A 23,482-nucleotide genomic window follows, 5' to 3' on the forward strand; every position below is an offset into this window, starting at 1 on the left:
GTCTTCCATGGGGCGCGGGGCGTGGTGTACAAGGAGCAGCCGACAGCGACCATTCTCAAGGCGATCCAGAAGGTTCACGAGGGCGAGCTGTGGCTGCCGCGCAAGACGATGGGACGCGTCGTGACCAGCTTCGTGCAGGCGGAGCCGGCGTTTGCCGATCCCGTCACCGAGCGGATCGTTGCGCTGACGCGCAAGGAAGGCGCGATCGTGGCGGCGTTCGCGAGCGAGGCGGGCGCCTCGAACAAGAGGATTGCGCACACGCTGGGGATCAGCGAGCAGACGCTGCGCAACCACCTGACCTCGATTTTCGGCAAGCTTGGCATCCGCAACCGCTTCGACCTCTTCATGTTCGCCCAGCTCCACCATCACCGGCTCGACATCGCGCCTGCCCGTTCCCGCCCCGTCCATCCCTAGCAGCCCCGGGAGGGCGGGCCGGGACAGCCGTACCGGCCGCGCTCCGCAAATCCGGTACAAATATCCGCTCTGGCAGAGACAACCCTCCCGTAGCACATCCTTTTCTGCTGCCCCATAATCCGCAGCGCGATCAGGGAGGAATCTCGCCTGCCGCACAGGACATGCAGCGATTCTCGACGGCCTTCCGCACGCGCTTTCCCGATCGGAACGCATGATCGGCCAGCCCCACCGGTGCCGCCCGGCCTCGCGCCGATCCCGCCGATCCTTCACAGCCCGGCGATTCGACATCGCACCTGATCCAGTGCGGCACTTGTCGTTTGCCGGGGCCGGAGGATGGCCGTTCTTTCAGAGAGGAGTTTTCTACTATGAAAAGTAAATATCTGCATGCGACGGGGGACATCGGCCATGCCCGACACGCCTCACCCATGCGGCAATCGAGGCATTCCATGCTGAAACCGGTAATCGTTCTTCTGCTGTCGGTCGGAATGCTGCTGGGTGTCCCCGCCGAGAGCATCGGCAGCGACACCGCCGCTTCCGGTAAGGGGGAATCGCTCCAGCCTCTCGTCAAGGCCAAGACCGATGGCCGGAAGGAGGTGATCCGTGCCGACGACAAGAAAACCATCAGCACGCCCGCTGCAACGGCCAAGAGTCAGCCGGCACAGCAAAGCGCCGGATCCAGGCATATCATCGAGATGGCGGGGGAGGAAACCGAGGACGGCCTGCTCGCCTATCGCATGGTCTCGCACCGGATCGATGGTGTGGATGTCACGTCCCGCTACAGCCCGCAGGCGACGATCCCCGGCCCGACGATCGTGCTGACGGAGGGAGACAAGGTCAGGCTGACCATCCGCAACGCCGTGAACACCCGTCCCGAACAGCAGATCAGCGTGCACGTGCATGGCGTCCACTACACCATCCTGAGCGACGGCACCCTGAAGATCATCAACAGGGTCGAGGATGAAGGCGCCCATCCCCAGCATGGGACCGGGGGACGCTTCTATACCTATCTGTGGGATGTCGCGCCCGGCACTGCCGGCACTTGGCCCTACCACGATCACAACTTCGAAACCCACAATGGCTCCGAGGACAGGGGACTGTTCGGCACGGTCATCGTCAACCCGGCGTCCGGAGCGGTCGCGGCGAGCAACGGCAGCAGCGCATCGAGCGTATCCATCCAGGATATCCGGAAAGACTACGTGCTGTACCTGGCCGACGACGCCTTCTGGGGCATGGAAATTGACAGTGCCACCAAGCGGCAGACGCCGCTCGGCGTCAATCCCGCACTGACGGCCGGCGGCGGCGAGTATGTGAGGTTCCATCTCATCGCGATGGGAACCTACCTGAACCGCTTCCGACTCGAGGGCTATCGCTGGCTCGAGCCGGGCACGACACAGCTGATCCAGGCAAAGAACATCGGCCCTCTCGAAAACCATGCATTCACCATCAAGGCGCTGAACAGCGCCAGCTATGTCAACGAGAATTTCTCCCGCAGGCTGATGGGCATGAGGGGGAGCTTCAATGTTACCCACGGCACTCCCTGAGAAACCGGCAGACAGATCAAGAGGACGACATCAAATGAACAAGCACCAGCATCTTTCCGGACCGAGAGCCGTCGCAATGGCAGGCATTGCACGCCTGCTGTGCGCCATGGCCCTCCTGCTGACCCCGTGTGCAATCTGGGCGGCGACCCACACCCTTGCATTGACCGCAGAAATACTGCCCAACGGGCAGTACGGCTATAAACGGGGGGATGGGCAAGCGGTCATCCCGGGCCCGACCCTGTTCGTCCGGCAGGGCGATACCATCCAGGTCACGGTGACCAACAATACGGACAAGCCGGCGGGCTTCAGGGTGCCAGGCCTTGCGACCCATGGCGCGACGCAGGCGCCTCCCCATGGCGGCACGCTGAGCTACTCCCTCACCGCCGGCAAGACCGGCGCCTATCCGTACTACGGTGAGGGCCAGGAACTGCTCGGCCTGTTCGGTGCGATCGTGGTCGATCGGCCGGATGGAAAAGCGGAACGCTTCGTCGACGGCGACGGTGCCCTGAAATCGGTCGACGTGCAGCAACTCGACAAGCAGTACGTGCTGTTCATGGTCGGCTCGACCTTCTGGGGATCGGAGATATCCAGGTCGGGCACCGAGACGCCGCTTTGGACCAATCCCATTCTCGGGGCGGTCAAGGACGATGTCGTCAGGTTCCACATCCTGTCGCTCGGACCCGGCCACACCTTCCACCTGCACGCCCACCGCTGGCTGGAACCCGGCACCAACAGCATCATCGACACCCGGTTGATGAACGACGTGGCCGACAGCCATACCTTCACCGTCAAGGCGGGCACCGGGGTGGGTGCGGGCAGCTGGCAGTACCACTGCCATCTGTTCTCCCACATGGAAGCGGGCATGCACGGCAATTTCAGGGTCGACGCCCCAAGCGGCCAGGGCGACCAGGCCGGCCTGAGCATCGCCGGCGCCTCGCCCTATGGGGCCATTTTCCCGAATTCCAGCACCGAGCCCGGCCTCGTCACCTTCGTGATCTCGGACGAGCCGGGCAGCTGGTTCCGAAGCGCGCGTGGAGACGCCCTGATCGGCGCCATCCCGGGTACGGAAGGACGCAGGATCAGCACCCGTTCCCTGGAAGTGATCCCGCCCGGCAGCAGCGTGAACTTCATCATGGCGGATACGCGAACGGTGCATACCATGACCAGCCTGATCTGGCCCAGCGAGGCCGATGACCCCGCCAAGGAGACGGGACATGCTCACCCTGACGGCAAGAAGCCGAGAAGCCGCGGCCACCTCGCCTCCATGCCCTTCGACCAAAGCAGGGCCTACAAGGGCGGCGGCATCGTCAAGCTGACGACGCCCGGCCTGTACGTATTCACCTGCAAGGTGCATCCCTACATGTTCGGCGCGGTGATCGTGGATGATCCGGCCACCGATGGTCTGGATCTGGGGGAAGCCATCGACCTGGCCACCGGCATCACGGATCTGCCCACCAGCAGCGACCTCGCCACCCGTTTGCTGAGAACCTTCTTCATCGCCACTTCGCCCGGCAACTGGCAGAACTACCAGCCTCCGACTCCCTGGACGCTGACCTACCCCAGCGTACCGGTACGCATCACCGGCGGCGCGGTCGCCGACCTGTCGGACGTTCTTGTCGCCCGCTACGGCAATCACCAGGTCCTGACGGCACCGGTTCCGCCGGCAACACCCGGCGTGGGAGAGGTATGGGTCAACACCCAGTTCGAAAAGACCGCGGGCAAGACGAAGCCCGGCACGATCACCGCGATCGACACTGCCAACTGGAGCATCATTCGCAAGATCTCGCTGCCGCAGATCAACATGAACAATCCGCACAACATGTGGACCAACCGGGATCAATCGGTGGTCTACCAGACGCAATGGTTCGACAACAAGCTGACGCTGATCAACAGAAGCAACGGCGCGCTGATCCGGAACATCCAGGTCGGCGAAGCGCCCGCCCACGTCATGACCCGTCCCGACACCGATGACATCACCGTCACCAACAACGGTGAAGACGGCATCTCCTTCATTCCGGCGGGTGGAACCGAGGTCAGCAAGATGATTCCCACGCAGAAACCCGGCCAGCTCGCCGCCAATCCGCATGGACACTGGATCAGCGCGGACGGCACCCGGGTCGTCACTCCCAACATCTTCACCAACGACGTGGGATTCTATGACCTGGACAGCGAAGCCGTACTGGAGCGGACGCCCACCGGCACGGTACCCGGCGCCCACCCCATCGCCATCGCCATGATGCCCGATTCCAGCAAGTACTACGCGGCCAACCTGCTGCACCACAGTGTCAGCGTCGTCGACGGAGATGGTACCCTGCTGAAGACCATCAACCTTATCGCGGACTACAATCCAATCGACGGCACGATCGTGGACCGGGATGGAAACGGGGAGGCGACTGCCGGCATGCTGCCCATCCAGCTGCCGGTCTCGCCCGACGGCCGTGCCGTGGTGGTGGCGACGATGACGCCCTCGATCATCGTCATCGACACGAAGACCGACACCGTGGCCAAGATGCTGCCCTGCGACCCCGGCTGCCATGGGGCAAATTTCGGGGCCAAGAAAGGCGGCGGCTATTATGCCTATGTCACCAGCAAGTTCTCCAACGAACTGATCGTGGTCGACGTGGATCCGAATAACGACGGCAACATCTCCGATGCCCGCATCGCCGGCAGGGTTTCCCTGGTCGGCAACGGCGGGACGCCTGTCGACGATCCCGTCAGCGGCCTGCCTGGCTATGGGGGGCAGGGCGTGCTTGGTATCCCCAACGTGTACAACAGCTGGGTCAAACACCTGCCCGACAGCTGGAAATCCCAGCTGACCGCGGAGCAGCGCAATCCCGGCCCGTAGCTCAAGTCTCTCACCTTACTGTCGGTTGACGGCCATCCATGCGATGGCCGTTTTTTTTGTCCATCGAGGATTGCCGGGGAAAGCAGCACGGATTTCCGGGAAGTAGTGTTCCCAAGGCACTTGTTTTGCGGCCGTGTTGCTGCGCTCCACCCATCTCCATGGCCGGAATGGGAAACCCGACTCGGGATTTCGAAGGCCATCCCGCGATCATTCCGATCTGGCCCATGCCGCTTTTTACCGCTGTCTCTTGAAAGCCGCGCCGACGAAAGCTATAGTCAGCCAGAGCGCCCGATCATCGGCGCTCGCAAAACCACGTTTCCGACCCCGTGGAGCACATGACGACGATGCACGATACCGAAAGCGAAATCCTGCGCCAGGCTGCCGGTGAGCCCGGCACGCTCCTGTCCGGCCAGTCGATTCTGGGGGAACCCGAGCCCTGGGAAGCCTGGGAAACGAGCCTGTGCCTGTGGAGCATCGGCATCGGCATCGCCGGGCTGGTCATCCTGGGAGTGCTGGTGAACTTGTTTCTGCTCCCCGGATAGGCTGCATGCAGGCCGATCTGGGCGTCCGCCTGATCCACGATGGCAACTGCTGGATCGCATGCCATCCGGTTTTCGAGGCTCAAGGGCGGGATCTGTCCGAGCTGGACCTCAATCTGGCCGGCTGCCTGGAGCGTGCGCGACTGTTTCCGGGCCGTACCGAAATCACGGTGTTCATGGCGTTCGACTTCGGCTGCATTCCCATCTGGATCAGGCAGTACGCCTACCATTACTTCAATCGCCACGTCAGGCTGACCCTGAATCCGGGAATGGAATGCTCTGAGCACGTATCCGGCGGCACCATCGGCCGCGCTCCCGCCCGGCGCGGCGGAGCAGTCGCAACAGCGGCGGTGGAGGGCACGCCATGAACCTGAAGTGGTACTCCGGTATGGCGCGCACCGAAGACTGGTGGGCCGTCTGGCTGGGCCTGTCGATGTTTCTCGCGAGCGTCAGCGCGCTCTGGGGATGGAACCTCACCGGATGGATGGTCAAACCCGGCACCTGGGTATGGGGCGAATTCTCGCTGAATGCCGCACTCAAGGCCGACGGCGACCCGATCTTGTCTTGGTTCACCACCTACCTGGTGTTCACGGTCCTGACGTGCGTCGCCGCGTGGTCGATGAAGCTGAATCTGAAGCGCTTCCTCGCCGGATGGAGCGCGCTCTTCGTGATGACCTGGATCATATGGATCGTCGGCCAGGAGGCACACTTCAAGGTTCCCGTCCACGAATTCGACAAGCATGGCCTGAACTGGGGCCTGTCGCTGGGCGGGGGTTTCTCGTACCTGCTGGCCCTGCTGGTCGGTTTGGTCATCGGCAACTTCTTCAAGGGCACCGCCGCCTTCCTCAGCGAAGCGGCCAAGCCGGAATGGTTCATCAAGACGGCGATCGTTTTCCTCGGCATCAAGATCGGCGTGATGTCCATCGAGGCAGCCGGTTTCATCGCCGAACTGGTCATGACCGGCGTCGCCGCCACCTTCGTCGCCTACATGCTGTTCTGGCCGATCGTCTATGCGCTCGGCCGCAGAGTCTTCCACCTGTCCCGGGAGGCATCCGCCGTGCTCTCCTCGGGCATCTCGATCTGCGGCGTCTCAGCCGCCATCGCCACCGCGGGAGCGATTCGCGCCCGTCCCGTGATCCCGGTCGTGGTCTCGATCCTGGTGGTGATCTTTGCCATGTTCGAACTCATCATCCTGCCCGGCCTGTACACTGCCCTCGCCCCCGGACAGCCCATCGTCAACGGCTCCGCCCTGGGACTCACGGTCAAGACCGACGGCGCAGACGCCGCTGCCGGTGCCATGCTGGACGAACTGATGCGAGCCCACGCCCTGACCCATCAGGGTGTCGTATGGAAGGAAGGATGGATCCTGATGGCTTCGCTCACCACCAAGATCTGGATCGACATGTTCATCGGTGTCTGGGCGTTCGTCCTGGCGCTCGTATGGGTGTACAAGGTGGAACGGCAGCCGGGGCAATCCAGGATCGGACCCATGGAAATCTGGCACCGGTTCCCCAAGTTCGTGCTGGGCTATCTGCTGGTCTGGCTTTCGTACATCGCCATCGCGTCCAGCGGGGCGGAAGTCGCCGACGTTCTGCACAAGGCCGCCACGCCGGTGGAGGGCCCCATGCGCACCCTGATGTTCATGCTGACCTTCCTCAGCATCGGCACCATCACCGACTTCAGCAAGCTCAGGGGCATGGGCAAGCTCGCGCTACTGTACGCGATTGCCCTGTTCGGCATCATCGCTCCGATCGCGTACGGGGTCGCGTGGGTGTTCCATCGCGGCATGATGCCGCCGGTCGTCTGATCGGAACTCTTCAGGCTTCCGGGAAAAGGGCTCGGCATCGCGTAAACGAACAGCTCCGAAGAGCTGCTGCAAGTACCTGTTCCAATGGTGGGTCGTGAGCGGCTCGAACGCTCGACCTACGGATCAAGAATATTGGGACTGGATAGATTAGCCCGAGCAGTAGCGCCAATGACCTCGAAGTGTCACTGCCGGCGACGCAATCAACGAGGCGGTCTGGCAGTCTCTCTTCGTACCCTCCATCCCAAAACACCTAGACCGGCCATCAGCATGGCGTACGTTTCAGGTTCTGGTACGGGCAACGGATTGCCCACCTGGGCAACAATAGTGAAACTGAACCTGTCGTGGTAGAAAGAGCCGCTTATGTATTCATCTCCAGTCATGGACAGTGTGGCACCATCAAACGTACCGGAAAAATTATCTATCCCACCCATCGATAACCCTGTACAGCTGGTCGTCGACGACAAGAGGAAGCAAGGATCATTGCTTGCAATGAAATCCCCCTCATTCATCAAGAGACCAGCGTAAGTAGGAAATGAAAAGCCCAGTACGGTTGCGCCCCCACTATCGACCGCCAGAGTGTCAAACCGGATTATCTGGGAATCAAGCCACACAGGGACTTCCTGGATGACGTTGAAATTGCCTGACAGTATAAAAGTCTGCGGATCAGATGGGGGCACGCAAATGCCTTGGAGGTCACAAGTAGAAAATGAGGGCCCATGATGGTAAGTCACCGAACTCTGGCTAGGGTCGATGTTGACAATGACCGCGTGCGAGCTAGTGGCAGCAGCAATCAGCACTATGGCCGCAAGGGGCAGCACGACCGTATTCTGGCAGAATCGAATAGCTAGGTTCATGACTGGGGAGAATGGATTATGTATGAGGTATGACTGGACGCTGGAATAATGATGATGAGCAATAATCATGCCTTTAATGCATTCATCCCCATGGATAGGCGATTTGTGGATTGATCACGTCTCATAGGTAATGATTGCGCCTGATCATCTGTAAATAATTTCGACATTGCAGGCAGTACCTAAATAATTAACAGTGAATGGAACGCGAGCAACCGATTACAGTGTATCTTGCCGAATTTCTGGTTGAACATGCGGCAGCATTGCAACCCGCCGCACCCGATTATTTTCTCGCTGATCGTGAGTGAAGCCCACACCGTCAACAATCTGGACAAACCCTTCCAGCGAGTAGCAACTCGTGCCGGCCTCGGACCTAACTTCAGTAGTAAGGCATACCCTGTGACTCGCTGCGATCACTCGCTCAATCTGTAAGTGGGCGTTGATTTGCCGACCGTGAAGCGTGTATTCCGGGGCAGAAAATTTAAGTATGAGAGAAGGTATAGCCGCCAGGACGGGCTCACATCGAGGCAACAATGAACAAATTCGCCTCACGTCATTCGCAAATCTAGCTGACGCAATTGCACAGGAATTACACAGAACGCAGAAAAGAAAAACGGCCTCCCTCCCGGAAAGCCGCTTTAATACTTGGTGGGTCGTGAGCGGCTCGAACGCTCGACCTACGGATTAAGAGTCCGCTGCTCTACCAGCTGAGCTAACGACCCGGGAACATATCTTCCTTGCTATCAATGCCCTGGAAACATCCAGGAGTGGATGTCGATGAGCATTTTATCCGATATCTCCCACCTTCGCCACAGCCGGTGCGAATGGAGCACGAACTGCTTTGTCATATGTCCTCCGGGGTGACCCGCATGGAACCGGCCTCGACATGAACTCGAAGTGTGGATTCCATAGGAAGGGCAGGGTGTCGGCCGCCGCATTGCAGGAACGTGCGACGCTCCGGGATGGATGATCGACCCAGAAAGGAAGCCACGAAAAGAAAGGCTCAACGAATATCGCCGGGGAAGGCGGCAAGGATTTTTCAGGAAACAGACAGCAACGAGCAGCCAGGCCATCAAGCCACGGTCTCGATACTTCCGCCGCGGTCCCGGTCCCGTCAGGAATCGACCGGCGCTGGTCTGGTGCTGTTGAGAGGAGTCGAACCTCCGACCTACTGATTACGAATCAGTTGCTCTACCAGCTGAGCTACAACAGCCCGGGGACAGACCGGAATTATAGAGGTTTGAGGAGGGCCGGGCAAATGCCGTTGCTGCCTTGGCGTAGCAGGCACATAAACCGTACACCCATGTCCCGGACGCGGGACCTCTCAGGCAGCTGCGTCTCCCATTCCGTCCCTACTCCGCTTCCCCATCGTCCAGCTCTGCAGGCATCCGCCACTTACGGCAGAATGTTGCAGATCAATGCTAGATATCGAATCTTTGCAGAAAATCAAGGTAAATCCATAACGCTCCATCGTATGGGCCGCCAGGCTAGCGCAATACCTCATGGCAATTGAAATAGTCATATTTGCTCTTATTTTCGTCGATCGTCACTTAATTTTATGGACATTTTTTTCTGATTACGGCACACTTGAGAAATGACAGCCGGCCTGTATCCCGTAAGGAACATCCTGATTCTCCACGGCCCCAACCTGAACATGCTGGGCAGTCGGGAGCCCGAAATCTACGGTTCTGCGACGTTAGCTGAAATTGACCGCAATCTGGCGCATTTGGCAGAGCAGGATGGTGTAAACCTGACAGCATTCCAGAGCAACGCGGAAGGAGAGCTCATCGATCGCATCCAGAAGGCGGCCACTGACGGCGTCGACTTCATCATCATCAATCCGGCCGCCTACACCCATACCAGCATCGCCCTGCGGGACGCGCTCGCCGCGGCCAGACTGCCGTTCATCGAGGTCCATCTGTCGAACATCTTCGCGCGCGAATCCTTTCGCAGGGAATCGTATTTTTCCGACCTAGCCCTGGGGGTGATCAGCGGCCTGGGCGCGCAGGGATATGAACTGGCCCTGCGCTACGCGCTGGCCATGCGCTGACGCCGGCGAGAACCCATCGCCATCGAATGCCGCCGGAAAGGGATCGAATCGATGGATCGAATGCCCAGGAAACAGGACACCAACATGCATCATCGTTTCGGAGGTTTTCATGGATCTGCGCAAGCTTAAAAAACTGATTGAACTGGTGGAGGAATCGAGCATAGGTGAACTGGAGATCACCGAGGGCGAGGAGCGGGTGCGCATCAGCAAATCCGCAGCCGCACCGGTGGCGCATGCCTACGTCACGGCGCCGCAGGTGCTGCAGGCCGCTCCGCCGGGGATTGTGGCCGAACCGCCGGCTGCGCCCGCGCCGGCCGAACCGCCTCCGACAGGCCATGTGGTGAAATCACCGATGGTGGGCACGTTCTACCGCTCGTCCTCGCCGGGGGCGAACCCATTCGTGGAGGTAGGGCAAACAGTGAAGGTGGGCGACACCCTGTGCATCATCGAAGCCATGAAGCTGCTCAACGAGATCGAGGCGGACAAGGCCGGCGTCATCCGCGCCGTGCTGGTGGAAAACGGCCAGCCGGTGGAATACGGGGAATCCCTGTTCGTGATCGAATGACGGCAAACCCTTCCGGAAATGCCGAAGATGACGGCGTTTCCGGAAACTCAACCACAATACTCCATGTTCGAAAAAATCCTGATAGCCAATCGCGGTGAGATCGCCCTGCGTATCCAGCGCGCCTGCCGTGAAATGGGAATCAAGACGGTGGTGGTGCACTCCGAGGCGGATGCCGATGCGAAATACGTGAAGCTTGCCGATGAATCCGTGTGTATCGGGCCGGCCCCGTCGGCACAGAGCTACCTCAACATTCCTGCCATCATCAGTGCGGCCGAAGTGACCGACGCGGAAGCCATTCATCCAGGCTACGGCTTCCTTTCCGAGAATGCCGATTTTGCCGAACGCGTGGAACGCAGCGGTTTTGTCTTCATCGGCCCGCGCCCCGAGACCATCCGCCTGATGGGCGACAAGGTGAGCGCCAAGAACGCGATGAAAAAGGCGGGGGTTCCCTGCGTCCCGGGCTCCAATGGCGCACTGCCGGAATCGCTCGACGAGGTTCGGGCGATCGTACGGGCGATCGGCTATCCCGTCATCATCAAGGCGGCGGCGGGCGGCGGCGGGCGCGGGATGCGCGTGGTGCACACCGAAGCGGCGCTCTCCAACGCGGTCACCATCACCCGCACCGAAGCGCAGGCAGCATTCGGCAGCCCTATGGTATACGCGGAAAAATACCTGGAGAATCCGCGGCATATCGAATTCCAGGTGCTGGTGGACGAGCATCGCAACGCCATCCACCTGGGAGAGCGCGATTGCTCCACCCAGCGCCGGCACCAGAAGATACTCGAGGAGGCGCCCGCCCTGGGCATCTCTCCGCGGCTGCGTGACAGGATAGGCGGACGCTGCGCCGATGCCTGCCGCCGCATCGGCTACCGCGGAGTGGGAACATTCGAGTTCCTGTTCGAAAAAAACGAATTCTACTTCATCGAGATGAACACGCGCCTGCAGGTGGAGCATCCCATCACCGAGGCCATCACGGGCCTGGACCTGGTGCAGGCCCAGATTCGCGTCGCAGCCGGCGAAAAGCTGACCATCCGCCAGCGCGATGTCACCTGGAAAGGACATGCCATCGAGTGCCGCATCAACGCGGAGGATGCCTACAAGCTCACGCCGTCGGCGGGACGCATCACCCAGTACCACGCGCCGGGTGGTCCCGGCATACGTGTCGATTCCCACATCTACCATAACTACATGGTACCGCCCTACTACGATTCCATGATCGCCAAAGTCATTTCCTACGGGGACAACCGCGACCAGGCCATCGCCCGGATGCGTATCGCCCTGTCGGAAATGGTGGTCGAAGGAATTCACACCAATACGCCGTTGCACCTCGACCTGCTGTCGGATGCGGCTTTCCTGACGGGTGGCACCAGCATCCATTATCTAGAGCAGAAGCTTGCCAATCACAACAAGACCTCGTGACCGGGGAACCGCCGTTCCAGCGCGCCCCCTGCGGGTATCTCCCTAGCGCATGCCCTGGGTCGCCCTGACGCTGAAAATCGACGCCGCGCATGCCGAAATCCTGAGCGATGCACTGCTCGCGCTCGGCGCCCTGTCCACCGACTTGCGCGACGCCGCAGCCGGCACCGAGCATGAGCAACCGCTGTTCGATGAGCCGTGCGCGCCGGAGGGATCGGCCGGGAGCATCTGGCCCGTGTCGGAACTGACCGCCCTGTTCCCGGCTGACACCGACATCGCCTCGGTCATGTGCACCGCGACACAGGCGCTGGGACTGCCCAATCCGCCCCCCTGCCACGTCACCACGGTGGAGGAGCAGGACTGGGTGCGCACGACGCAGTCCCAGTTCGACCCTATACGGATATCGTCGCGATTGTGGATCGTACCGACATGGCATCGCGCACCCGATCCTGCCGCCGTCAATCTGGTGCTCGACCCCGGCATCGCCTTCGGCACCGGTAGCCACCCCACCACGCAACTATGTCTTGCCTGGCTTGACGAAAATCTCCATGGAGAGGAAGATGTGCTCGACTATGGATGCGGTTCCGGCATACTGGGCATCGCCGCGTGGAAGCTCGGCGCCCGCCGTGTCATCGGTGTGGACATCGATGCGCAGGCCATTGCGGCCAGTCGCAGCAACGCCGCCCTCAACCGATGCGACGCAGCCCGCGTGACATTCCAGGCGGCGCATGCCGAGACTTCGAACCCCGCACACGGCACTCAGGTGGATGTGGTCGTCGCCAACATCCTCGCCAACCCCTTGGTCATGCTGGCGCCGATACTCGCGCAGGCAACCCGTCCCCAGGGCCGCATCGTGCTTTCGGGCATACTCGATACGCAGGCGCAGGAGATCGAGCACGCCTATCGGCCATGGTTCCGGATGTCGCCAAGCGGTAGATGTGAAGGCTGGGTACTGCTGGCCGGGATCAAGGAGTACTGAACTTCCTGCTCGGGAACGCTCATGACGCTCGTCACCCGTTGTCCTAGCTGCACCACCGCTTTCCGCGTCGTTCCGCCGCAACTGCGCGCCCAGGGTGGCAAGGTACGCTGCGGGCGCTGCCTGCACGTATTCGATGGCTTTGCTACGCTCGCCCTGATACGGGCGATGAAATCCGTTGAGCCACCCTCGTCGGCGCCGCCGGACGCGGCAGAACCGGATCATTCCGACGTGGCCCACGCGCATGAACAGGGCATTCCCCTCCCGGATGAACCGGCAGCCACGCCCCACGCCGGCCAATCGGCCGAGGCGGAAAAACAGGCCGGCCCTGCAGCCGCCCCACGGATTCAGTTGCCCGCGGAAACAAAACCCGTGGCCGTAGAGGGGGCACTTGCCGATCCACCTTCCCTCTCCAGCATGCGGAACGAGGTCGCACCCAATCCGATCCAGGCAGACCCGGCACCTGCCGATACCGATCCCGGCAGGCTGCCCTGGAGTAGGCACATCGCCATGCCGTGGAATATCGCAAACGGCGTCCTGCTGCTGGCATTGCTGCTCCAGACCGGCCATCTTTTCCGCGTCGAACTCGCCACCGCCATGCCCGCCATCCGGCCCTTGCTGGAACGCTATTGCGAGCTGCTGGGATGCAGCATTCCCTATCCACGCAACGCGGCACTCCTGAGCATCGAGACATCCGATCTGCAGACGGATGCCCAGCATATCGGCATCATGACGCTCCACGCCACGGTACACAACTATGCATCCTACCCCCAGGCGTTTCCCTCCTTCGACCTGACCCTCACCGATGCCGGCGAACGGCCTCTGGCCAGGCATGTCTTCGATCCGGCAGGATATCTGGAAGCACACACGCATCCTTCCGGGGCCATCGCTCCCGGGCACGATCTCGATGTCAAGCTGCGTTTCGAAGGCGATCATCCGGACATGGACGGATACCGGATTTTCCTGTTCTATCCGGAGCAGCCGTCGGAGGGATTCCGGTCCGCAGCCCTTTCCTTCCTGCCCATCCTCCGTATTTAGGTTAAAATCAACGTCCGCGGAATTCACGCCTTCAGGCCACATGCCCTCCGAAACGCTGATAGAAATCAAGAATTTGAATTTTTCCTACGGTGAGCGGGCGCTCCTGAAGGGCATCGACATGACGATGGCACGCGGCCAGGTCATCGCCATCATGGGCGGTAGCGGTAGCGGCAAGACGACGCTGCTGCGCCTCATCGGCGGCGCGGTGCGTCCCGCTTCGGGATACGTCAAGGTTGCCGGCAGGATCGTGCACGAACTCGGACGGGAAGAGCTTTTCCGGATGCGTCGCAGGATGAGCATGCTGTTCCAGTTCGGCGCGCTGTTCACCGATCTCTCGGTCTTCGACAACGTGGCTTTCCAGATGCGCGAGCATACCGACCTGCCGGAAGCCATGATCCGCGACCTGGTGCTGATGAAGCTGCAGGCAGTCGGCCTGCGCGGCGCGCACGAACTGATGCCGGCACAGCTCTCGGGAGGCATGGCCCGGCGTGTGGCACTGGCGCGGTCGATCGCGCTGGATCCCCTGCTGATCATGTACGACGAACCATTCACCGGCCTCGATCCCATTTCCCTGGCCGTCATCGGCAATCTGATCCGCCGCCTCACCGATGCGCTCGGCATGACCTCCATCGTGGTGACGCATGACGTGCAGGAATCCCTCAAGATCGTCGACTACGTCTACTTCATTTCGGACGGCGTGATCGCCGCGCATGGAACACCTGCGGAGATACACGAATCCGCGACACCCTTCGTCCACCAGTTCCTGCATGGCGAGGAGGACGGCCCGGTCTCTTTTCACTACCCTTCCGGCGCCTACGAGAACGATCTCGGGCTGGAGAGCGGCCTTGCCTAGCCGCCTCGTTGCCGGTGTCCGAGGTGTCGGTCATCGGGTCATCGACAGCATCTGGCGGCTGGGCTATGCCAGCCGCTTCTTTGCGTTGATACTGCTCAAGTCCGGTACCAGTTTCCGGCGGATCGGACTGGTCGTCAGGGAGCTTTACTTTACAGGGGTGCTGTCGCTGATCATCATCATCGTATCGGGGTTGTTCGTCGGCATGGTGCTGGGATTGCAGGGTTATGAGACACTACAGAGATTCGGCGCCGAATCCGCGGTGGGCACGATGGTGGCGCTGTCCCTCGTCCGGGAATTGGGCCCGGTGGTGGCGGCGCTGCTGTTCGCCAGCCGGGCCGGCTCCGCGATCACCGCCGAGATCGGCCTGATGAAAGCCACTGACCAGCTGGCGGCGATGGAGATGATGGCGGTGGATCCGATCGCACGCGTGGTCGCGCCCCGGTTCTGGGCTGGCGTGATCTCCATGCCGCTCCTCGCCGCGCTGTTCTCGGTGGTGGGCGTATTCGGCGGCTACCTGGTTGCGGTGGTGCTGATCGGCGTGGATGACGGATCGTTCTGGTCGCAGATGCAGAGCGCAGTCGACTATCGCTATGATATCGTCAACGGCGTCATCAAGACTTGCGTATTCGGGGGGGCAGTCACGGCCATCGCGGTGTTCGAAGGCTACGATGCGTCACCCACTGCCGAGGGCGTCTCCGGCGCCACCACCCGCACGGTGGTGACCTCCGCCCTGGTGATACTGGGACTGGATTTCGTTCTGACTTCGGTCATGTTCAGGGGAATGGGCTGATGCAGCGCACGACGATGGACTTGTGGGTGGGCGTGTTCGTCATGGCCGGAATCGGCGCACTGCTGGTACTGGCGTTCAAGATAGGAAACCTGGGGACCTACAGCACGGGAGAAAGCTATGTCCTGACCGGCAGCTTCGAAAACATCGGCGGCCTCAAGGTCCGTGCGCCCGTGAAGAGCGCAGGCGTGGTGGTGGGACGCATCACGGACATCCAGCTCGACACCGGCACCTACGATGCCACGGTCACCATGAGCATCGACCAGCGCTACCGCTTCCCGAAGGACACCTTTGCCAGCATCCTTACATCGGGCCTGCTGGGCGAACAATACGTCGGCCTGGCAGCGGGCGGCGACGACACGATACTCGAGGACGGGGACAGGATCATGAAAACCAATTCCGCCATGGTCCTGGAGGAAATGATCGGACGATTCCTGTTCGACAAGGCCTCGGAGAACAAGACGTCGGACGAATGAGGAGGTACCCGGATCGTTCCGTCGTCTCCGGAAATCCCGGCAACCTGAACTGAATCATCATCGCGAGGGAACACCATGAAAAAAAACCTGGGCATCTTCCTGTTTCTGGCAATTGGGCTGCTGGCGTCGCCCGCACGATCGGCACCGGCCAATCCCGATACCCTGGTCGAGAATACCGCGCAGGAAGTCCTGCAGATCATCAGGCAGGACAAGACATTGCAGGGCAGCCGCGCCAGGCTGCTCGACCTGGTGGAGGCCAAGATCCTGCCCCATTTCAATTTTACCCGCATGACCCGCCTGGCGATGGGGAAAAACTGGTCCAGGGCGACACCCGATCAACAACAGCAACTGATCAAGGAGTTTCGCACGCTGCTGATCCGCACCTATTCCAATGCCCTGACCGACTATCGCGACTACGCCATCAAGGTGGAGCCGCTCAAGGCGCCGGCGGATGCATCAGAGGTCATCGTCAAGACCAAGGTGATGCAGGATCGTGGGCAGCAGCCGGTTCCCATCGACTACAGCATGGAAAAGGCCGATGACGGCTGGAAGGTGTACGATGTCACGGTTGCCGGAATCAGCCTGGTCACCAACTACCGGAGCACCTTCAGCAACCAGGTGCGCGATGGCGGTGTGGAAAAACTGCTGAAGACGCTGGTGGACAAGAACCAGGCAAACGACAGCAATTCCGAGGCGGCATACTGATCCATGCCGGCCACGCCCATCCTCTCGGAACACGGCGACCTGGCCCTCCAAGGGCCCATCACCTTCGACAACGCTGCCGCAATGATGGAGCGGGGCCTTGCCCTGCTCAACCGTGGCGAACACGTGATCGATCTGGCAGGGGTGACGGAGGTCGACTCCTCCGCCCTCAGCATGCTGCTGGAATGGAAGCGCGCGGCACGGCAGCGCGGCTGTACGGTACGTTTCATCCATCTGCCGACGGCTCTGCAGCGATTGGCGCAGCTGTACGGTGTTTCCGACCTGATCCTCTCGCCATGAGCACCGGGCACCGCCGTCCAGGCAATGCCGCGGAATGATTGCCGCGTGACCGGATTCCTGACCCTGCTTCACAAGGAACTGCTGCGCTTCTGGAAAGTCGGCCTGCAGACCGTGCTGGCTCCCATGCTCTCCGCATTGCTCTACCTGCTGATCTTTTCACATGCGCTGGAGAAGCACGTCCAGGCGTATCCGGGTATCGCCTATGTCGTCTTCCTGATTCCAGGACTGGTGATGATGGCAATGCTGCAGAATGCGTTCGCCAATTCCTCCTCCAGCCTGATCCAATCGAAAGTCTCGGGCAATCTCGTCTTCATTCTGCTCTCGCCGCTGTCTTATCGGGAGATGTTTCTGGCCTACGTGGCGGCGGCGGTGGTGCGCGGGCTGGCGGTGGGTGCCGGGGTCTATCTGGTGGCGGCGGGGTTCATGGACGTGGCCATCGAGTCGTTTCCATGGATACTCGCGTTCGCCCTGATGGGCAGCGCATTGCTGGGTGCGCTGGGCGTCATTGCCGGCCTATGGGCGGACAAGTTCGACCAGCTTGCCGCGTTCCAGAATTTCGTCATCCTGCCCCTGACATTCCTGTCCGGCGTGTTCTACACGATCCACAGCCTGCCGCCGTTCTGGCAGGTGCTGTCGCATCTGAATCCGTTCTTCTACATGATCGACGGCTTCCGTTACGGCTTCTTCGGCATTTCGGACGTTTCTCCACGCACCAGTCTCGCCATTGTGGCAACCTGCTTTCTGACGGTATCATGGTTGACGCTGCGGATGCTCAGAAAGGGCTACAAGATCCGTCACTGACGGGTCCCGGACTTGGTGCTCGCTGCGCCGAGCCTCGATGACTCTTACTCTTGACTACCCATTTTTCTTGAAGAGGGAATCATGGCCACACCCGAAAGCATCAAGCAACATATCGAGACCTCCCTTCCGTGCGAACTGGTGCACGTGGAAAGTGACGACGGCCGCCATTTCAGCGCCATCATCGTCAGTATCGAATTCAGGGGAAAAAACAAGGTGCAGCAGCACCAGTTGGTCTATCGCGCCCTGGGCGACAGGATGAGGCAGGAAATCCACGCACTGTCCATGAAAACCCTGACGCCGGAACAATGGGCGGAAGCGCATTGAGGAAAGGAACGTCCGCGCACAGGGCGCCGCCGCACGGTACCCGCGTTACGCGGCGGTGGCATCTCCCATCACGGCGCGCATCCTTTGCATCGCCTTGGCTTCGATCTGCCGCACCCGCTCTGCGGAAATACCCAGTTCCCCGGCAAGATCGTGCAACGTGGCGGCACCGTTCTCCCTCAGCCAGCGTGCCTCGATGATGTGCCGGCTGCGCGCATCCAGGCCGGCCAAGGCTCGCTCCAGCCCTTCTCCCCGCAGGCGCATGGTCTGCTCGGTCTCCAGCAGGTGCATCGGCTCGGAGCCATCGGTCAGGTAGGCGATGGGGCTGAATGTCTCGTCATCATCCTCATCGGACGACTCCAGGGGCACGTCGCGCCCGTTGAAGCGGGTTTCCATCTCCACCACATCCTCTGTCTTCACGCCGAGCTGCCTGGCCACGGCATCCACCTCCTCCGGGTTCATGGTGTCCAGCGCCGACTTCATGCTGCGCAGGTTGAAGAACAGCTTGCGCTGCGCCTTGGTGGTGGCGATCTTGACCAGCCGCCAGTTGCGCAGGATGAACTCGTGTATCTCCGCCTTGATCCAATGCACCGCGAACGACACCAGCCTGACCCCACGATCGGGGTCGTAGCGCCGCACCGCCTTCATGAGTCCGATGTTGCCCTCCTGAATCAGGTCCGCCTGGGGCAGGCCATAGCCGCGGTACCCCCGGGCAATCGCCACTACCACGCGCAGATGCGACAGCACCAGCTGGCGGGCGGCATCGATGTCGCCGTCGTCTCGCAGGGAACGTGCCAGCCGGAACTCTTCCTCCGGCGTCAGGATGCGAAAACGATTGACGGACTGGATGTAGCTTTCGATGCTGCCGCTCGTCGATGGAATGGTCAGGGCAAAAGTCATGTGCTCTCCTCAAAATCTCTGAACCTGTGCTTTCAAGATAAGAAAGCCATTATCGGGAAAAGTTCCTCAGATAAAACATAAACATATGATCAATATGGCTCTATCCGCCACAAATGGCTGGCCACGGAAAGCCACGCCCCGATCCAGCCCAGGCATGCCGAGACCAGCAACAGGATCAGGCTTTCCTCCATGGAAAGATGATGCAGGGAAAAATCGACCCCGTAGAGCTGCGCCAGCTTCCGCAACTCGGTGTCGAGCAGGCGGATGCCGAGAAGGAGAATGAACCATGCCGCCAGGCCGCCGGCGACTCCCTGCAGGGCGCCGAAGTAGAGGAAAGGCCGGCGGATGAAGCCGGCGGTTGCACCAATGAGCTTGGAGACCTCTATCTCGTCCCGTCGGGTGAGTATCTGCAGGCGTATGGTGTTGAACGTCACTGCTATCAGAGCGAACCCCAGCAGGATGGAAAGCATCAATACCGCCAGCCTGCCAAGGTTGAGCAAGGCATCCAGGCGGCTCGCCCATGCCGAATCCAGCTGGGCATGCTCGACGCCCGGCCATGCCTGCAATTCCGTCCGCAACGCCTCCAGTACGGCCGGCAGGGGGCTCGCGGCATTCACCACGAACGCGTCAGGCAGCGGGTTGCGCTCCAGCCCCTCCATGAGTCCCGCGAGCCCACTCTCCTGCTTGAGCTGCTCCAGGGCGCGATCCCTGGGAATGAATTCGAAACTCGCTACCTGCGGATGCTCCCTGAGCCGGACTCCGATCTGCGCCGACTCCTCGTCCCCGGCATCCACCCGGAGAAACAGACTCAGCTGAGGCATGCTTGCGATGTGCGCGGAGAGTGTCTGAATGTTGCCCAGCAGCATATGGATTCCAGCGGGCAGGCTGAAGGCGACGCCGATCACGAGTATGCTGAGCACACTGCCGACGGGGGCCGCCGCCAGCCGCTTCAGCGACAGCACGAAGGCATGCCAGTGATGAGAGAGCCACACGCTCATGCGGCGAGCCTGCCGTGATCCAGCGTCAGGATGCGCACCGCCATTTCCGACAGCAATTCCGTGTCATGGGTGGCGATCAGCACCGTCACGCCGACCTGGTGAAACGCCCTGAACATCGCCATGATGTCTTTCGCATAGCCGATGTCCAGGTTGCTGGTCGGCTCGTCGGCAATCAGGATGGAGGGCCGGTGGACAATGGCCCGCGCGATGCAGAGGCGCTGCTGTTCGCCGCCGGACAGCGTGATCGGACGCGCCTTTTCCCTGTCCCGCAGCCCCACCTTGTCCAGGGCTGCGCGCACCCTGCCGGATGCCGCACGGGAATCGAAGCCGCCCACCTGGAGCGGCAGCATGACATTGTCGAAGACGGAGCGGTCGAACAGGATCTTCTGGTCCTGAAAAACCAGTCCCAGATTGCGCCGCAGGTACGGAATGGCTCCGCTCTTGAGGGCACCGACGTTCTGGCCATTGACGATGACGCTGCCGGAGGTGGGACGCTCGATCGCGGCGATGAGGCGAAGCAGGGTGCTCTTGCCAGCGCCCGAATGGCCGGTGACGAGTGCCATTTCCCCCGCCTCGACGGTGAAGCCGATGTCCTGCAGCGCGGTGAAGCCGTTGGGGTAGCGCTTGCAGACCTGGCTGAAGCTGATCACGAGAAATCGCGTGCGCTACGGAACCGGCGCATGAAAAGGGATCCGCCTGGAAACCCGCATCTGAATCTCATTCCATTTCCATCAATGGCGGTGTCAATCGAACAGCGCTTCGACGAACGCCTCCGCCTCGAACGGTCTCAGATCGTCGATGCCCTCGCCCACGCCGATGAAGCGTATCGGCAGGGGCGGCCGCTGCAGACGCTCCCGGGCGATGGCGGCGACCACTCCTCCCCTGGCGGTGCCATCAAGCTTGGTGACGATGAGGCCGCTGAGACCCAGGGCCTCGTCGAAGGACCTGACCTGGCTGACGGCATTCTGTCCGGTATTGGCATCGAGCACCAGCAGCACTTCATGGGGTGCGCCCGCCTCGGCTTTGGCGATGACGCGCTTCACCTTCTTGATCTCCTCCATGAGGTGGGACTGCGTGGTCAGCCGCCCAGCCGTGTCCGCCAGAACGATGTCGATACCGCGCGCCCGGGCGGCATTCACCGCGTCGAATATCACGGCCGCCGGGTCGCCCTTGTGCTGCCCCTCTGCCTCCTGCGCAACCACGGCGACGCCGTTGCGCTGGCCCCAGGCCATGAGCTGTTCGCGTGCGGCGGCACGAAAAGTATCGCCTGCAGCCAGAAGCACGGTCTTGCCTTGCGACTGGAAGTAACGGGCAAGCTTGCCGATCGAGGTCGTCTTGCCAGCACCGTTCACGCCCACGAGCATCACGATGAACGGCTTGTGCGCATCCGTATCCAGGCGCTGCGCCAGCGGCGCCAGCAGATCCACCAACGCCTGCTGCAAGGCAATCCTGAGCTGCGCCGCGTCGACCAATCCTTCACGCCTGACCCGCTTGCGCACCTCGTCGAGCAGCGAAGTCGTCGCGTCGACCCCGGCATCGGCCGCCAGCAGGGCGGTTTCCAGTTCTTCATAGAGAACGTCGTCGATCTTCCCCCCGCCAAACAGCCCCGCCAGCTGCCTGCCCAGGCTGTTGCGGGTACGGGAAAGGCCGACCCGGACCCTGCTCGCCCAGTTTTCAGGCTGCCCATCGTTCGGCACGGCACTTTTTTGGGATTTGAAGAAACTCTGCATTCTGTTAGGCTGTCTACCCTCGTCGAAACAATGCTGATCCGGAACGAACATGCGATCCGGATCTTAGTCCGTTCACCCGTGTTCAGGTTGCCAAAAATGCGCTTTCACGATCGCATCATCCCCCTCGCCCGGCGGCGAACCGCGAAGCTGGCGGTACTGACCGCCATTTCGGTGCTGGCGGGCTTGCCGGGTTCTCCGGATGCTCTGGCCGCGATACACGAGTTCACGCTCGGCAACGGACTCAGGCTGATCGTCAAGGAGGACCATCGTTCGCCGGTCGTGGTCTCGCAGATCTGGTACAAGGCCGGCAGCATCGACGAATTCAACGGCACCACGGGAGTTGCCCACGTATTGGAGCATATGATGTTCAAGGGTACCCGTAAAGTTCCCGGGGGTGAATTTTCCAGGCGGATCGCTGCGGCCGGCGGTCGCGAGAACGCGTTCACGAGTCGCGACTACACTGTCTACTTCCAGCAGCTGCAGAAGTCCCGTCTGCCGCTGGCCATGGAACTGGAGGCCGACCGGATGCGCAACCTGGTGTTGACGGAAGAGGAATTCTCCAAGGAAATCAGGGTGGTGATGGAAGAACGGCGCCTGCGCACGGACGATCAGCCACGCGCCCTGCTGTATGAGAAGATGGTCGCGTCCGCTCTGCAGGCGCACCCCTACCGGCGTCCAGTCATCGGCTGGATGAACGACCTGGAAAACATGAATGTCGCTGACGCGCGGGCATGGTACGACCGGTGGTATGCGCCGAACAATGCCGTGCTGGTGGTGGTGGGCGATGTCGATCCGGCGCAGGTGTTCGCTCTGGCGCAGAAATACTACGGCCCGATCAAGCCTCGTTCCCTGCTGCCGCTGGGCCGGCGCAAGCCACAGGCCGAACCGCCGCAGATCGGCATCAAGCGGATCACCGTCAAGGCGCCCGCCCAGTTGCCGTATCTGGTGATGGGCTACCACGCTCCGGTACTGCGCGATCCTGCCGCGGACTGGGAACCCTATGCGCTGGAGATGCTGGCGGGTGTGCTGGACGGCAACGAATCCGCGCGCCTCAACCGGCAGCTGGTGCGCGAGCAGCGCATCGCCAGCTCGGCGAGTGCAGGCTACGACTCCACGGGAAGAGGCCCCGGCATGTTCTATCTGAACGGTATTCCCAGCGAAGGAAAGACGGTGGCCGACCTGGAGGCGGGCTTGCGCGCGGAAGTGGAGAAACTCGTGCAGGAAGGCATCGCCGAAGAGGAGCTGGCACGCATCAAGGCGCAGATCGTGGCCAGCGAGATATTCCAGCTCGATTCGATGTCCAACCAGGCGATGCAGATCGGCCAGCTGGAGAGTATCGGCCTGTCCCACCGCGATATCGATACCATGCTGAAGAAACTGCAGGCCGTCACGGCCGAGCAGGTGCGCGAGGTCGCCAGGAAATACCTTCAGGATGACGGCCTGACAGTCGCGGTGCTCGACCCACAGCCGCTGGAACATAAGCCGCCATTCGCCACGCCACCCGGAATGCGCCATTGATCGAGAACCGCTCCCGCCGATTCCCCTGATGCACGCAAACACGAGCCATCCGCT

The 23,482-nt window shown here is 61.4% G+C and carries 24 protein-coding genes and 2 tRNA genes; 19 read left to right on the forward strand and 7 right to left on the reverse strand.

Annotated features, from left to right (window positions below):
* From BT108_RS09190 to BT108_RS09215, 6 genes are all read left to right on the forward strand, one after another.
* On the forward strand, positions 1 to 414 hold a 414-nt coding region (locus BT108_RS09190; protein ID WP_143142448.1), incomplete at its 5' end, for a response regulator transcription factor.
* A gap of 365 nt (positions 415 to 779) precedes the next feature.
* Complete coding sequence (locus BT108_RS09195) at positions 780 to 1,955, forward strand: multicopper oxidase domain-containing protein (protein WP_072294250.1); 1,176 nt, start codon at positions 780 to 782, stop codon at positions 1,953 to 1,955.
* Positions 1,956 to 1,989: 34 nt separating this feature from the next.
* On the forward strand, positions 1,990 to 4,800 hold the full coding sequence (locus BT108_RS09200) for a multicopper oxidase domain-containing protein (protein WP_255369682.1): 2,811 nt from the start codon (positions 1,990 to 1,992) through the stop codon (positions 4,798 to 4,800).
* A 335-nt stretch (positions 4,801 to 5,135) separates the two neighbouring features.
* The gene (locus BT108_RS09205) at positions 5,136 to 5,342 is read left to right on the forward strand and encodes a hypothetical protein (protein WP_072294251.1); all 207 of its coding nucleotides are present in this window, start codon (positions 5,136 to 5,138) and stop codon (positions 5,340 to 5,342) included.
* Between the two features lie 5 nt (positions 5,343 to 5,347).
* Positions 5,348 to 5,707, forward strand: coding sequence for a DUF5395 domain-containing protein (locus BT108_RS09210; protein ID WP_072294252.1), 360 nt, complete (start codon positions 5,348 to 5,350; stop codon positions 5,705 to 5,707).
* The gene (locus tag BT108_RS09215; protein WP_072294253.1) at positions 5,704 to 7,146 is read left to right on the forward strand and encodes a putative sulfate exporter family transporter; all 1,443 of its coding nucleotides are present in this window, start codon (positions 5,704 to 5,706) and stop codon (positions 7,144 to 7,146) included. Before BT108_RS09210 ends, BT108_RS09215 begins: the two co-directional genes overlap by 4 nt.
* Positions 7,147 to 7,346: 200 nt before the next feature.
* Here the strand turns inward: BT108_RS09215 and BT108_RS09220 are convergent, their stop codons facing one another.
* From BT108_RS09220 to BT108_RS09230, 3 genes are all read right to left on the reverse strand, one after another.
* Complete coding sequence (locus tag BT108_RS09220) at positions 7,347 to 8,069, reverse strand: PEP-CTERM sorting domain-containing protein (protein ID WP_218184851.1); 723 nt, start codon at positions 8,067 to 8,069, stop codon at positions 7,347 to 7,349.
* A 574-nt stretch (positions 8,070 to 8,643) separates the two neighbouring features.
* Positions 8,644 to 8,719: transfer RNA gene (locus BT108_RS09225), tRNA-Lys, on the reverse strand.
* A 415-nt stretch (positions 8,720 to 9,134) separates the two neighbouring features.
* Positions 9,135 to 9,210 (reverse strand) — tRNA-Thr (locus BT108_RS09230).
* Between the two features lie 381 nt (positions 9,211 to 9,591).
* On the opposite strand from BT108_RS09230, the gene aroQ reads away from it, so the two are divergent.
* The 12 genes from aroQ (at position 9,592) to BT108_RS09290 (ending at position 18,285) form a co-directional block, all read left to right on the forward strand.
* A complete protein-coding gene (gene aroQ, locus BT108_RS09235; protein WP_072294254.1) occupies positions 9,592 to 10,047 on the forward strand; it encodes a type II 3-dehydroquinate dehydratase in 456 nt (151 codons plus the stop codon).
* A 109-nt stretch (positions 10,048 to 10,156) separates the two neighbouring features.
* Positions 10,157 to 10,612 carry an acetyl-CoA carboxylase biotin carboxyl carrier protein gene (gene accB / locus BT108_RS09240; protein WP_072294255.1) on the forward strand — a complete coding sequence of 152 codons (456 nt, stop codon included), beginning with the start codon at positions 10,157 to 10,159 and terminating at the stop codon, positions 10,610 to 10,612.
* A gap of 63 nt (positions 10,613 to 10,675) precedes the next feature.
* Positions 10,676 to 12,031 (forward strand): acetyl-CoA carboxylase biotin carboxylase subunit, encoded by a 1,356-nt coding sequence (gene accC / locus BT108_RS09245; protein ID WP_072294256.1) that lies wholly within the window; start codon positions 10,676 to 10,678, stop codon positions 12,029 to 12,031.
* Positions 12,032 to 12,080: 49 nt separating this feature from the next.
* On the forward strand, positions 12,081 to 13,007 hold the full coding sequence (gene prmA / locus BT108_RS09250; RefSeq protein ID WP_072294257.1) for a 50S ribosomal protein L11 methyltransferase: 927 nt from the start codon (positions 12,081 to 12,083) through the stop codon (positions 13,005 to 13,007).
* A 21-nt stretch (positions 13,008 to 13,028) separates the two neighbouring features.
* Positions 13,029 to 14,042, forward strand: a complete 1,014-nt coding sequence (locus BT108_RS09255; RefSeq protein ID WP_072294258.1) for a DUF3426 domain-containing protein — start codon at positions 13,029 to 13,031, stop codon at positions 14,040 to 14,042.
* 40 nt (positions 14,043 to 14,082) lie between these two features.
* Complete coding sequence (locus tag BT108_RS09260) at positions 14,083 to 14,895, forward strand: ABC transporter ATP-binding protein (protein ID WP_072294259.1); 813 nt, start codon at positions 14,083 to 14,085, stop codon at positions 14,893 to 14,895.
* Complete coding sequence (gene mlaE / locus BT108_RS09265) at positions 14,888 to 15,685, forward strand: lipid asymmetry maintenance ABC transporter permease subunit MlaE (RefSeq protein WP_072294260.1); 798 nt, start codon at positions 14,888 to 14,890, stop codon at positions 15,683 to 15,685. Before BT108_RS09260 ends, mlaE begins: the two co-directional genes overlap by 8 nt.
* Positions 15,685 to 16,158 carry an outer membrane lipid asymmetry maintenance protein MlaD gene (mlaD, locus tag BT108_RS09270; protein WP_072294261.1) on the forward strand — a complete coding sequence of 158 codons (474 nt, stop codon included), beginning with the start codon at positions 15,685 to 15,687 and terminating at the stop codon, positions 16,156 to 16,158. Before mlaE ends, mlaD begins: the two co-directional genes overlap by 1 nt.
* A gap of 75 nt (positions 16,159 to 16,233) precedes the next feature.
* Positions 16,234 to 16,863, forward strand: a complete 630-nt coding sequence (locus BT108_RS09275; protein ID WP_072294262.1) for an MlaC/ttg2D family ABC transporter substrate-binding protein — start codon at positions 16,234 to 16,236, stop codon at positions 16,861 to 16,863.
* A gap of 3 nt (positions 16,864 to 16,866) precedes the next feature.
* Complete coding sequence (locus BT108_RS09280) at positions 16,867 to 17,160, forward strand: STAS domain-containing protein (RefSeq protein ID WP_072294263.1); 294 nt, start codon at positions 16,867 to 16,869, stop codon at positions 17,158 to 17,160.
* Positions 17,161 to 17,205: 45 nt separating this feature from the next.
* The gene (locus BT108_RS09285; protein WP_072294302.1) at positions 17,206 to 17,961 is read left to right on the forward strand and encodes an ABC transporter permease; all 756 of its coding nucleotides are present in this window, start codon (positions 17,206 to 17,208) and stop codon (positions 17,959 to 17,961) included.
* A gap of 81 nt (positions 17,962 to 18,042) precedes the next feature.
* On the forward strand, positions 18,043 to 18,285 hold the full coding sequence (locus BT108_RS09290; RefSeq protein ID WP_072294264.1) for a BolA family protein: 243 nt from the start codon (positions 18,043 to 18,045) through the stop codon (positions 18,283 to 18,285).
* Positions 18,286 to 18,330: 45 nt separating this feature from the next.
* Here the strand turns inward: BT108_RS09290 and rpoH are convergent, their stop codons facing one another.
* From rpoH to ftsY, 4 genes are all read right to left on the reverse strand, one after another.
* Positions 18,331 to 19,182: an RNA polymerase sigma factor RpoH gene (gene rpoH / locus BT108_RS09295; protein WP_072294265.1), complete on the reverse strand. Its 852-nt coding sequence runs from the start codon at positions 19,180 to 19,182 to the stop codon at positions 18,331 to 18,333.
* A gap of 89 nt (positions 19,183 to 19,271) precedes the next feature.
* A complete protein-coding gene (ftsX, locus tag BT108_RS09300; RefSeq protein ID WP_072294266.1) occupies positions 19,272 to 20,180 on the reverse strand; it encodes a permease-like cell division protein FtsX in 909 nt (302 codons plus the stop codon).
* Positions 20,177 to 20,830 carry a cell division ATP-binding protein FtsE gene (ftsE, locus tag BT108_RS09305; protein WP_072294267.1) on the reverse strand — a complete coding sequence of 218 codons (654 nt, stop codon included), beginning with the start codon at positions 20,828 to 20,830 and terminating at the stop codon, positions 20,177 to 20,179. Before ftsE ends, ftsX begins: the two co-directional genes overlap by 4 nt.
* A 93-nt stretch (positions 20,831 to 20,923) precedes the next feature.
* Positions 20,924 to 21,910, reverse strand: coding sequence for a signal recognition particle-docking protein FtsY (ftsY, locus tag BT108_RS09310; protein ID WP_072294268.1), 987 nt, complete (start codon positions 21,908 to 21,910; stop codon positions 20,924 to 20,926).
* Between the two features lie 96 nt (positions 21,911 to 22,006).
* Between ftsY and BT108_RS09315 the strand changes: the two genes are divergently transcribed.
* Positions 22,007 to 23,428: a M16 family metallopeptidase gene (locus BT108_RS09315; RefSeq protein ID WP_083566336.1), complete on the forward strand. Its 1,422-nt coding sequence runs from the start codon at positions 22,007 to 22,009 to the stop codon at positions 23,426 to 23,428.
* Positions 23,429 to 23,482 lie beyond the last annotated feature (54 nt).

The sequence above is a fragment of the Nitrosovibrio sp. Nv17 genome (assembly GCF_900119085.1).
GTDB lineage: Bacteria > Pseudomonadota > Gammaproteobacteria > Burkholderiales > Nitrosomonadaceae > Nitrosospira.

Coding starts and splice junctions, on each gene's coding strand:
- BT108_RS09195 (WP_072294250.1), top strand. CDS start 780: ATGAAAAGTAAATATCTGCATGCGACGGGGGACATCGGCCATGCCCGA.
- BT108_RS09200 (WP_255369682.1), top strand. CDS start 1,990: ATGAACAAGCACCAGCATCTTTCCGGACCGAGAGCCGTCGCAATGGCA.
- BT108_RS09205 (WP_072294251.1), top strand. CDS start 5,136: ATGACGACGATGCACGATACCGAAAGCGAAATCCTGCGCCAGGCTGCC.
- BT108_RS09210 (WP_072294252.1), top strand. CDS start 5,348: ATGCAGGCCGATCTGGGCGTCCGCCTGATCCACGATGGCAACTGCTGG.
- BT108_RS09215 (WP_072294253.1), top strand. CDS start 5,704: ATGAACCTGAAGTGGTACTCCGGTATGGCGCGCACCGAAGACTGGTGG.
- BT108_RS09220 (WP_218184851.1), bottom strand. CDS start 8,069: ATGATTATTGCTCATCATCATTATTCCAGCGTCCAGTCATACCTCATA.
- aroQ (WP_072294254.1), top strand. CDS start 9,592: ATGACAGCCGGCCTGTATCCCGTAAGGAACATCCTGATTCTCCACGGC.
- accB (WP_072294255.1), top strand. CDS start 10,157: ATGGATCTGCGCAAGCTTAAAAAACTGATTGAACTGGTGGAGGAATCG.
- accC (WP_072294256.1), top strand. CDS start 10,676: ATGTTCGAAAAAATCCTGATAGCCAATCGCGGTGAGATCGCCCTGCGT.
- prmA (WP_072294257.1), top strand. CDS start 12,081: ATGCCCTGGGTCGCCCTGACGCTGAAAATCGACGCCGCGCATGCCGAA.
- BT108_RS09255 (WP_072294258.1), top strand. CDS start 13,029: ATGACGCTCGTCACCCGTTGTCCTAGCTGCACCACCGCTTTCCGCGTC.
- BT108_RS09260 (WP_072294259.1), top strand. CDS start 14,083: ATGCCCTCCGAAACGCTGATAGAAATCAAGAATTTGAATTTTTCCTAC.
- mlaD (WP_072294261.1), top strand. CDS start 15,685: ATGCAGCGCACGACGATGGACTTGTGGGTGGGCGTGTTCGTCATGGCC.
- BT108_RS09275 (WP_072294262.1), top strand. CDS start 16,234: ATGAAAAAAAACCTGGGCATCTTCCTGTTTCTGGCAATTGGGCTGCTG.
- BT108_RS09280 (WP_072294263.1), top strand. CDS start 16,867: ATGCCGGCCACGCCCATCCTCTCGGAACACGGCGACCTGGCCCTCCAA.
- BT108_RS09290 (WP_072294264.1), top strand. CDS start 18,043: ATGGCCACACCCGAAAGCATCAAGCAACATATCGAGACCTCCCTTCCG.
- rpoH (WP_072294265.1), bottom strand. CDS start 19,182: ATGACTTTTGCCCTGACCATTCCATCGACGAGCGGCAGCATCGAAAGC.
- ftsX (WP_072294266.1), bottom strand. CDS start 20,180: ATGAGCGTGTGGCTCTCTCATCACTGGCATGCCTTCGTGCTGTCGCTG.
- ftsY (WP_072294268.1), bottom strand. CDS start 21,910: ATGCAGAGTTTCTTCAAATCCCAAAAAAGTGCCGTGCCGAACGATGGG.
- BT108_RS09315 (WP_083566336.1), top strand. CDS start 22,007: ATGCGCTTTCACGATCGCATCATCCCCCTCGCCCGGCGGCGAACCGCG.